The organism is Agarivorans sp. DSG3-1, from assembly GCF_046774965.1.
In the GTDB taxonomy this organism is placed as follows: Bacteria; Pseudomonadota; Gammaproteobacteria; order Enterobacterales; family Celerinatantimonadaceae; genus Agarivorans.
On sequence record NZ_CP177241.1, the window covers coordinates 674,939 to 685,427 of the forward strand.

The 10,489-nt window shown below is 43.3% G+C and carries 9 protein-coding genes; 6 read left to right on the plus strand and 3 right to left on the minus strand.

Going from position 1 to position 10,489, the window contains the following annotated elements; translation table 11 throughout:
- Positions 1-32 precede the first annotated feature (32 nt).
- Complete coding sequence (locus tag ACLD71_RS03235; protein ID WP_137673409.1) at positions 33-2,060, minus strand: methyl-accepting chemotaxis protein; 2,028 nt, start codon at positions 2,058-2,060, stop codon at positions 33-35.
- A 230-nt stretch (positions 2,061-2,290) separates the two neighbouring features.
- On the opposite strand from ACLD71_RS03235, the gene ACLD71_RS03240 reads away from it, so the two are divergent.
- The 3 genes from ACLD71_RS03240 (at position 2,291) to ACLD71_RS03250 (ending at position 6,192) form a co-directional block, all read left to right on the plus strand.
- Positions 2,291-3,556, plus strand: coding sequence for an esterase-like activity of phytase family protein (locus ACLD71_RS03240; protein WP_411992945.1), 1,266 nt, complete (start codon positions 2,291-2,293; stop codon positions 3,554-3,556).
- A 135-nt stretch (positions 3,557-3,691) separates the two neighbouring features.
- Positions 3,692-4,852, plus strand: coding sequence for a GGDEF domain-containing protein (locus ACLD71_RS03245; RefSeq protein ID WP_411992947.1), 1,161 nt, complete (start codon positions 3,692-3,694; stop codon positions 4,850-4,852).
- A gap of 125 nt (positions 4,853-4,977) precedes the next feature.
- Positions 4,978-6,192: a M24 family metallopeptidase gene (locus ACLD71_RS03250; protein WP_411992949.1), complete on the plus strand. Its 1,215-nt coding sequence runs from the start codon at positions 4,978-4,980 to the stop codon at positions 6,190-6,192.
- Between the two features lie 71 nt (positions 6,193-6,263).
- On the opposite strand, the gene ACLD71_RS03255 is transcribed toward ACLD71_RS03250, so the two are convergent.
- On the minus strand, positions 6,264-7,877 hold the full coding sequence (locus tag ACLD71_RS03255; protein ID WP_411992951.1) for an HD domain-containing phosphohydrolase: 1,614 nt from the start codon (positions 7,875-7,877) through the stop codon (positions 6,264-6,266).
- A 154-nt stretch (positions 7,878-8,031) separates the two neighbouring features.
- On the opposite strand from ACLD71_RS03255, the gene ACLD71_RS03260 reads away from it, so the two are divergent.
- Positions 8,032-8,562, plus strand: coding sequence for an NUDIX hydrolase (locus tag ACLD71_RS03260; RefSeq protein WP_411992953.1), 531 nt, complete (start codon positions 8,032-8,034; stop codon positions 8,560-8,562).
- Here ACLD71_RS03260 and ACLD71_RS03265 read toward each other — a convergent pair.
- A complete protein-coding gene (locus tag ACLD71_RS03265) occupies positions 8,554-8,994 on the minus strand; it encodes a PACE efflux transporter (RefSeq protein ID WP_137673403.1) in 441 nt (146 codons plus the stop codon). The genes ACLD71_RS03260 and ACLD71_RS03265 overlap by 9 nt on opposite strands.
- A gap of 98 nt (positions 8,995-9,092) precedes the next feature.
- Here ACLD71_RS03265 and ACLD71_RS03270 point away from each other — a divergent pair, with 98 nt between their 5' ends.
- The gene (locus ACLD71_RS03270; RefSeq protein ID WP_411992955.1) at positions 9,093-9,521 is read left to right on the plus strand and encodes an XRE family transcriptional regulator; all 429 of its coding nucleotides are present in this window, start codon (positions 9,093-9,095) and stop codon (positions 9,519-9,521) included.
- Positions 9,522-9,745: 224 nt separating this feature from the next.
- Positions 9,746-10,486, plus strand: a complete 741-nt coding sequence (locus ACLD71_RS03275; protein ID WP_411994820.1) for an HNH endonuclease — start codon at positions 9,746-9,748, stop codon at positions 10,484-10,486.
- The last annotated feature ends 3 nt before the right edge of the window (positions 10,487-10,489 follow it).

Below are 10,489 nucleotides of genomic sequence, written 5' to 3' on the forward strand. Positions count from 1 at the left end.
TCGCAAAAGACCAAGCCAAAAGGCTCTCTAATTTACTTCAATATAAAACGTTTTAACATAGTTTCGATGTCATTTACCTGTTGTTGCAACTCTTCACTTGAATGCGCCACTTTACCAATTTGCTCAAAGTTATCTTCAGCAACTTCGGCAATCACATTCACGTTTCGAGTCACTTCACTGGCAACGTGATGCTGCTCTTGCGCTGCCACACTAATTTGATCGGTCATTTCACGCATCTGAGTCATGTCGGTACGAATGGTCATAATCGCTTCGCGTGATTTCTCAGCGAGGTCTTTGGATTCGCTCATTTGTTCACGGCTAGAGGCCATTGCATTATAAACTTGAGTCGATTCACGTTGCAGGGTTTCAATCATCGCCCTTACTGACTCAGTACTTTTGGTGGTTTGGCTGGCTAAGCTTCGTACTTCATCTGCTACCACAGCAAAGCCTCGGCCTTGCTCACCTGCTCGCGCAGCTTCAATCGCCGCATTTAAAGCAAGTAGGTTGGTTTTTTCAGCGATACCGTCAATCACTTCAATAATAGAACCAATTTGCTTGCTTGCATCAGCCAGTTTATCCACTTGGCCAGAAGTACTTTGCAAAGCACTATCCAAACTTTCGATAGTTTCAATATTTTGATTCATCACCTGCTGGCCTTGATCAATATTGCTCTCTACCGACATCGACAACTCGCGGCTACTTTCAGTATTAGACGCCACTTCTTTAATCGCCGATTCCATTTCAGTCACAGCCGTAGCAACACTGCTAAGCTCTGCCGTTTGTTTATCTAACTTAGTTTTAACTACGCTTGCAGCTTCGTTATTTCGAACCGATACGTCACTTAATTGATGAGCGGCAAGTTGAATTTGGCTAAATACCTCTCGCGCTTGTTCAATCATTCTATTAATCGCCGCCACCAAAATCGCAAATTCACCAGAGTATTTGCCTTGCATAACTTGGCTATAGTCACCTTCTGCTAAACGCAGAATATGTGATTGAGTGTGCTCTAGAGGCTTACGAATTAAGCTGGCCAGCCAATACGCAACAGCAATAGCAAACAGTATTACGATAGGCACCACCACCGCGGTAGTCGCCCGCGAATTTTTAATAAGGCTTTGACCTTGAGCGCTAGCGGCATCACTTTGCTGGTTCGCTAAGTCAACAATCTTAATAATAATGCCATCTAAGGCTGACAACTGACGGTTAATTTCCGTCGTTTGTTTGCTAATGTTGGCAATGGTTTGTTGGCTTCCTATGTAACGCTCAACAATGCCCGAAGAGTCATTTACTTCGCGGTTAAACCAAGTTACTAAGTCTGTCACTTTAGGGTCAGCTAAGCCTTCCACCTCAAATGTCAGTGACTCAAAATCATCATTAAATACCTTGCTGTTATATTGAATCTTTTTAACTAGGTCAGCGACTTTTTCCGGGTCGCGAGTGTTTACCATGTTTGAAAGCAAAAATTCGATTAAACCAAAGCGATCCATTACCATCGTTAAAACGTCTTGAATATAACTATCTTCTGCGGCGCTAGGGCTGGAGACTTGGTTAACCATGCGCTTTAAATCAGAGAGCTGAAACAAGAAGCTACTAACATCATCACGAACTTTTTGGTCTTGTTGTAAAAAGATCCCTTGTTGGACAGCTAAGCCTTGTCCTTCTGTAGACAAGATCTTTTCAACTTGCTCTACGTTTTTTAGGTGCTGATTCAAACTAGTGATGTTAAATGCAGCAGCGTGCTCAGAAAGTGCCTTAACCTGATCTTCTAAAGATTGAATAGCAAGTTCTGCTTGGCTATTTATCTGTTGTAGCTCTTCAAGGTTAGTTGAATTGGGGATGCTGAGTAATTGGATTCCGGATCGAAGCGCTTGGCTACCGACACCGTTGGCCAACAGCTGCGTTTTGGCGCTGTTTTCCGTCAACATATTAAAGCTTGAGTTTATTTTTTGACCGAGTAACAACGCGCCGCCGCCGCCAAGTGCAATCACTATAGTGAGAACGGCAAATCCAATGTATAGCCGATGAACAACCGAGATCTGACTGATATTTTTTCCAAACATGCCTTGTTACCTTTCCCAAAGTTCGACATTACACCCACTAGTAATCCTAGTAAGGTTTTCGTTGATTAGCTTTTTTAGTAATTATTGTGAGATGTCCTGCACAATTAATAGGCTAAGCCATTATTAGATTTGGCTTTTTGGCTCACTACTTGTGCAAATTCATACGTAATAAAAGAATAATCTAATGGTTATATTATGTTTTTATAAAACATTATAGCAAGGAAGAAAACATGACCATAAGATTGATTTTGCCGATAACTGTGCTGGCTCTCACAAGCCTGCAAACACTCGCTAACGAGGTTAATACTTCGGCGACATTGCCTTATCAAGTATTAACCACATTAACCAACGGTACCGAGATCCGTAACGGCGGTTATGGCTCCGCAATGACCGCTCACCCAAGCTTCGGTGATCACTTTTATGCGCTTACCGACCGTGGACCCAATGCAAAATATCAAGGCCCAGAAGGTAAAGGGAAAATATTCCCTACCCCCGAATACACGCCACGAATAGGCTTATTTCGCTATTCAAATGGTCAAATCACTAAAGTAAAAGAAATTTTGCTAAAAGATCCACAGGGTAACGCCGTTTCTGGACTGCCTAACCCTAAAGGTATGGGTGATACTGGCGAAGTGGCTTATGCCAATGACAAATCAGTACTCGATGCAGACCCTTACGGTATCGACAGTGAAGGTTTGGTGGCCTTAAAAGACGGTGGTTTTTGGGTGAGTGACGAATATGGCCCACATATTGTGCATTACAATCAAGAAGGCCTAGAGCTAGAGCGCATCAACCCATTTGGCACAGGAACCGGCGGCCGCAAGCTGCCCGCAGTATTTGCTCATCGCCGAGCAAACCGTGGCATGGAAGGTTTAGCCATTACTCCAGACGAGAAAGTGCTGTTTGGAATCATGCAATCTACCTTGTACAACCCCAGTAAAAAAACCATTACCAATAAAAACCTTACTCGCATCGTAAGCTTTAATATTGAGACTGGTAAAACCCAGCAGTTTATTTATCAGCAAGAAGCCAACAACTTGTCTAACTCAGAAATTGTTGCTCTCAACCAACAACAATTTTTGGTGATTGAGCGTGATGGTGGTTTTGCCGGCGGAAAAGGAAAAAAACAAGCTAAATACAAACGCATCTACAAAATAGACTTACGCCAAGCCACAGATGTGAGCGGCGATGTTACTTCACCTAACGGTTTACGCGTTAACGGTAAGACGCTAGAACAAATGAGCTGGCAAGAGTTGGCTAATCAAGGCATTAAACCGGTAACCAAAATCCTGGTCAGCGACTTATTGGTCGATATGCCTACACCTTACCCTCACGACAAACTAGAAGGGCTGTGGATACGCAATAATAATCAACTAGCGGTACTTAATGATGACGATTTTTCGGTTGCAGCCATAGGCGAACATGTGATTCAAAAAGTACTTCCAGCCAACCAAAGTATTGATCAAAATACCTTGTACATCCTAGAACCCAAATAGGCCTATTTAAGCCATTCCGCGAAGCATCTTGGTGTTTCGCTGCTTCGCAATTTAATCACCATCTACATAATTCAATTTGTATAAATAAAACAGGCATCTACACTATTGTTGTAGCAATAAGGAAATCGCTCGTTAATGGTTGTTGATGGACTCACCTATTTTATTCTCACCACTTTAGTGACGGTGGTATCCGCTGTGGTACTCACTCTCATTCGACTTTTTCATGGGCAGAAAAAAGAGCTAGATTGCTGGATCATCGCTTCATACGCTCAGGTATGCGGTTTAGCATTAGTAGTACTGGCAGATATGCCATCGGCCACCGAGTTGATCTTACAAAACGGCCTGTTTGTAGGGTCTTTCTTATTAATTTTAGCTGGTCACCATCACTACCTTAAACAACGTTTAAACCGAACATTACTGGGTTTAGTGCTCGCAGTGTATTGCGCCTTTACCTTGTATTACATCATGTTTGAACCCTCTAGCAAGCACCGTATTATTTTATTTTCTAGTACTTTAGCGCTGTGTTGTTACTACTGTGCTTATCTATACTTTCGCTATTGGCGGCAACAAGACAACAACGCTTTGTGGTTGGTTATTAGCCTCTACCTGTTCTTTGGCAGTTGTCTCATGTTACGCATGTATATTACCTTGCAAGGCACTCCAGAAAATCGCGGGTTACTGCTAGGCGTGCCTACCCTGTTGTCCTTAGCCATTTTTGCCGGTAACGCCCTGCAAACCTACGTGTTTTATTTTTTGCTGCATTGGCGGCAAATTATCCAGCTGGAACAACTCGCCAACTACGACATAACGGGCGCTATGCGGCGCAGTTACTTTCTTAAACAGCTAGATAAAATGACCCAACGTGCGCAGTTTTCTGGAGGAGTGGTAACGGTAATCTTTATCGACTTAGATCGCTTTAAAAGCATCAACGATGTGTATGGGCACGACATTGGCGACAAAGCTTTAATGCATTTCTCCCAGATCGCCTCAGACAATCTGCGAGTGGGCGATTTATTCGGCCGCTTTGGCGGCGAAGAATTTGTGATTGCGCTAAACAACGCCAATGCCGAACAAGCTAATACCCTCGCCAATCGCATTCGTATTCAACTCAACCAACAAGAGTTAGCCACCAGCAAAGGCAAGCTATTTATGAGCGCCAGCTTTGGTGTGGCCAGTAATATTGATACTCCAGATTTGTCAGAGTTAATTAAGCAAGCCGACGAAGCCATGTACCAAGCCAAACATCAGGGGGGAAACAAGGTCAGTATGCATACCATGTTAGAGGCTACTAATTAACAAGCCATTCATTCTTCTAGTTATTAGTTAATATTCCACTTTACCTACTGCCCTTTTGTTCTTAATCTCTAGCAAACGCTGAGTAAGCTCATTATCTCAGCTAATCATGCAATCAAGGATTATCCATGACCATAGGTGTAGGTGGCAGTAACGCCAGTGAACAATTAGCCCTGCTAAGCAACATGTATAGCGATGTTGAAAAAATAGGCCTTGCAGAGTATCAACAGCGCCAAGCCAAGGCCTGCCAACTAATGCACCAACAGGGTATTAGTGCAATTTACCTTAACGCAGGTACCAACCTCTATTACTTTACCGGATTAAAATGGAACGCCAGCGAGCGCATGGTAGGCGCAATACTCAGCGCCAACGGCCAACTGCATTACATTGCGCCTTATTTTGAGCAGGATTCAATTAACGATTTTATGTTAATTGACGCGCCCTTTCATGGCTGGCACGAACATCAAAGCCCCTACCTATTGTTTCAGCAAGTTTGCCAGCAACATAAACTAGAGGGGAAAGTCGCCATTGACCCTAGTGCGTCATACTTCTTGGTAGACGGCCTAATTAAAGCTAACCCTAAGTTACAGTTTGTAAATGGTGATTCAATAAGCCAAGCCTGTCGTATGCAAAAATCGGCTAACGAAATAGCCTTGATGCAAAAAGCAAAAGACATGACCATGGAAGTGCAAAAAGCGGCAGCAAAAATATTGCGCCCTGGCATTAGCACTAGCGAAGTAACTGAGTTTATTCATCAAGCACACCAAAAAGTAGGCGCTAGCGGTTCCTCGTTTTGCATTGTGTTATTTGGTTTAGCCAGCTCTTTTCCGCATGGAGTAAAAGAGCCGCAAATACTGCAAGAAAATGATTGGGTACTTATCGACACCGGGTGCTTAGTAGAAGGTTATAACTCAGACATCACCCGCACCTATGCCTTTGGCGAAGCCACCGAGCACCAACGTAGCGCTTGGTTAAGCGAACAAAAAGCCCAACTAGCCGCCTTTGAAGCAGCCCAACTTGGCCAAGCTTGCGCCAATGTAGATGCCGCCGCTCGCCAAGCATTAGCCAATGATGGCTATGGCCCAGATTACGACTTGCCAGGTTTACCACATCGCACTGGCCATGGCTGCGGGCTCGATATTCATGAAGGGCCGTATTTAGTGGCTGGCGACAATACTCCATTGGCCGAGGGCATGGTATTTAGTAACGAACCAATGTTAGTGATTCCCGATCATTTTGGGGTACGTTTAGAAGATCATTTCTATATGAGTGCTAACGGCCCAGTGTGGTTTACTCAACCCAGCCCAAGTGTAGATGACCCTTTTGGCTATCATCTTAGTTAAGGCTATTTGTGCTACGAAAAACTAACCCAAGCCACGCGCCAATAAACGCGTGGCTTTCTAGTCACTCACGCTTAGGTTTTGCTGAGCTTAGAGCGGCTTTTTCGAAAATCATTTTCAAGAAAGTTAAATACCTGCACCAAGTAAGGGTCAAAGGCCTTGCCGCTAAGCTCATTAATAATGTCTTTAGACTTCTCAAAGGAAAAAGCCGGCTTGTAAGGGCGCACCGACATTAACGCATCAAAGCAATCCACTAAACTCACAATGCGGGCTTCAATTGGAATGTCTTCGCCAGCAATTTTTTGCGGATACCCTTCACCATCCCAACGCTCGTGGTGGCCACGCACAATATTCTCAGCTACTGGGCTCAACTCAAAGTCTCGCAATAACTGATAACCATTGTCTACGTGTTGCTTCATCACCTCCCATTCCTGAGGATCAAGCTTGCCCGGTTTACCCAATATCGCATCAGGCGTAGAAATCTTGCCAATATCATGCAGCGATGCAAACTGATGAATATCATCCACCAGCTGTTTATCTAAACCCAAGTGCTCAGCCATTAAGCGCGAATAGTAAGATACCCGTTGCACATGGCTGCCGGTTATTGGGTCGTCATTCTCATGCAAGCGCTCCAACATTTCGGTAACACTTTCCAATACCTTTTGCATCTTGGCTTTTTGTAAGCGTGCGTCTAATTGCTTTTGTAAATGCTCGTAGCTATAACAAACCCCCGCACTTAATAGCAGGCTCACCAACAATACCGCCCACCACAACATACTGCGACTAAGCACCGCAATGGTCGATAAAGGCTGAGTCAGAGCTGGCAAGTAACTCGACTTATAAGCCACCACCAGCTTGGAGCCACTCACCACAGGCCGAGCGGCACTGTCTAAATTCACCTCTGCCGCTAAAGATTGATCAAAATACACCCGTTGATGGGCTAAATGGCTTAACTGAGTTGCGCTAAAAAAAAGCTCACACTCTAATTCAGCGCAATAACGTAGCTCTGGTTGCGGGTGGGCTAAAAACTGGTTTTTATAGTCTACGATGTACAACTGCATATGATCAGGGATCAAGCTGCTCAGCTGGCTAAACACTACATTTACGTCATAGTTAAACATTAGCGAACCCATCACCTGCCCAGTATTTGGGTTAGTAATTTTTTGGGCAATGCGTAACACTGGGCGATAAGGCACTTCCACCACCCCATAATCCATATTTAAATCTACAGCAGACATATATGAGCGGGTGCTGGGTACGTCTAATAGTTGTTTAACGTAATAACGTTCTGATTTATCTTGTAGCTCTATATCGGCTAAACGCATTGGCACTCCGCCCCGAGTCACTAACTTAAATACTTCTCGGCCTTGAGGATCTAATAAACGACTTTGCACAATGCTGGATTTACGTTTCATCAGCTTGCGTAGCAATTCTTCTAACTGAGAATATTGGCCGCTTAACAGCGCTTGCTGAACTAGGCTTAAGTCTGCAAAATATTCCAGCTCTTGGCGATTTTGAGTTTCGGTATGTTTTAATAAAACTGACACCGCTGCGGCTTGTTTAGCAATATCACTGGATAGCGCATTCACCGATACATTTCGTTGATTAAGCAAAGTAATGCTAGTTATTGTCATCACTACCGCCAAAAACACCGCAGTAACAGCAAGGTAGAGCGTCATACGTGACATAACAAATCCTCCTAAGAACTCCTAAAACTATGTGCTAATTTGTCGGTTCTTGCGAGTAATTGACAAAATTATATATAAATTTGTCATTAATTTTAGAGCGCTCCCTTCATTTAAGTGCAGTAAGCTAAAAGAAATAAGCCTGAGGAGCCCTAAAATGGCAAAACAAACACTGTGTAAATGGCACTGCTTTGAAGTCGTAGAAGAACCACACCAACTGCCTGATCAACGCCAAGTTCAAGTCACTACCTTACACCACCCAGGCGCAGTGGTTATTTTGGCAATAAACTCGCGAGGTAAAATAATAATGGAACGCCAATACCGAACCGCGATTAAAGATTGGCTAGTTGAATTACCCGCCGGCACCATTGAAGCCAATGAACAATCATCACAGGGCATATTAGAATGCGCCAAACGCGAGCTTCAAGAAGAGGTAAACTTGGTGGCGGAAGAATGGCACAACTTAGGCAAGCTATACCCCGCTCCCGGTTTTTGCGACGAGATACAGTATCTGTTTGTAGCCAAAGGTTTAAGCGCTAAGGCTGGCCAATGTGACGAAGACGAATTTATTGAAGTATTTGAAATGGGCATAGAAGAGTTTGAACAAGGCATCGTTAACGGAACCATTAACGATGCCAAAACCATAGCTTGTTATAGCCGCGCCAAACTTAGTGGTTTACTAAGCTGAGCATGATTGAGTCTTTGCTTGGTCAAGCACAGGAAACAACTTGTCGTAAGCTAAGTTATAGCCGTAAGCAAAGAATAAGTAATATACAATCATCGCTGCATCCATAATCAATGCTTGCAGCAAGCTCACCTCAAACCACCACGCCATCACAGGAATAGTAATCACCAACAAACCTGCTTCAAACCCCAAAGCATGTATTATTCGTTGCTTCTGGCTCTTTTCGCTATTGCCTTGGCGGCGCTGCAAATATCCATCAAACCATGCGTTGTATTTATAGTTCCACAGCGTAGCCACCACAGAGAAAAACAAGCCCATAGCACCAGAATGCATTGGGTCTACCCCAAACAAAATGCTCATTAATGGCATTGCGCCTAACAAACCCACTAGTTCAAAACCAATAGCATGACGAATTCTGTCGGATGTTTGTCTCATGTTTATCTCCAGCTCAAATCAATAAGGCTATTTTATCGGCTTAATAGTCCTTATACTGGAACGAAACAACAGAATTTTTCCTCAATACGGGAATAGTTATGAGCACCTCTGAATGGGACAACATTGCCACTGGCAGTTTTGAATTTACCGACTGTAACGAACGAGAATACCGAGCAATGCAAATCGAGCGGGTTGAGTCACTAATGGCATATTACTCGTTAAATCGTAACCAGCTGGCAAAGCTAAGCGGCATTTCTAAAACCGCGCTCTACAACAAGTTAGACAAAGACGGTTCAGCCAACTTTAGCCAGATCGACATTTACAAATTAGCCAAAGCCATGGATTTGAGCATGGTGTATTTGCTCCCGCTAAGTCAGCAAGAGCGTGACCTAGTTAAAGGCTCCCCCATTCCTGCCAGTAGCCTTAGATTTGTCGATGATATGTTAGGTGCGCGCCGCGACGACATCGAATTTTTGCATGGCGTGCACAAGCTGTTTCAAGAGTATATGCAACAGAGGAAGAGCTAAAACTAAATATGGCCACAATCTAGGGGCTAATAAACTTCAGAGAAAAGTCACTCTCCTCTTAATAGTATTTGTAACATTAAAAGGTCTCGATTTGCGAAAGCCCCGCGAAGAAAAATGATATTGTTGATTCAATATAGAAATAATATAAACATGCTTATCTAGTCACTCATATAGAGAGAATAATAGCCCGAAGTAAATCAGATATTTCCAACAGTGCAATTAGAATATTCTTACAAGATGTCGGTAAGTATTATGACCAAGCTAGAGGTTTCGAGCCTTTCGGCCCTAAAGTCGGCCAGAAAGACGAGCTATTACAGTTCTTTAATTACGAGTGCTGCTTCTGCGGTGTAGGAATCGATCGCAAATCATTATCTCAAGATCATTTAATCCCAATGAACAAATCCGCTTTAGGGCTCAATGCTTGGGGCAATGTTGTTCCATGCTGCCAATCATGCAATAACGAAAAACAACAAGAATCATGGAAAGAGTTCTTAGCCGTCAAAGCTGGCATTGAAAAGCCAAATAAAGAACAAAGAATAAATGATTTCGTTTTATTAAAAAATTACGATCCCTCTCTAAATCTCAATGAATTTGCTGACAATTTGTACGAAGATGTAGGGCAAGTAGCTATGACGTTGATCAACTTGCGGTATAGACAAGCTCAAAAAGGAATCGAAAGGTTACTCGAGTCGCCCGTTGATAAAGCAGCTAAGCACAGCCAGTCTAGCAAGAAAAAAGTGTGGATGAATGGCTCAACTAAAACAACGCAGATTGGTTTTATCAACCGTAACAATCAAAAAAACTTAGGGACTCGTGGAATAGAAGGAACGGACCACGGTCAATCGTCATATAAGATTAAGTGTCAAATAACCAACTGTGGCCACGAATATGGTTCCAATGGAACTGATATTTTTCAACGTAAATGTCCCAATTGCCAAGGTGGAAAGCCAGGAATCAGTTACTAAATA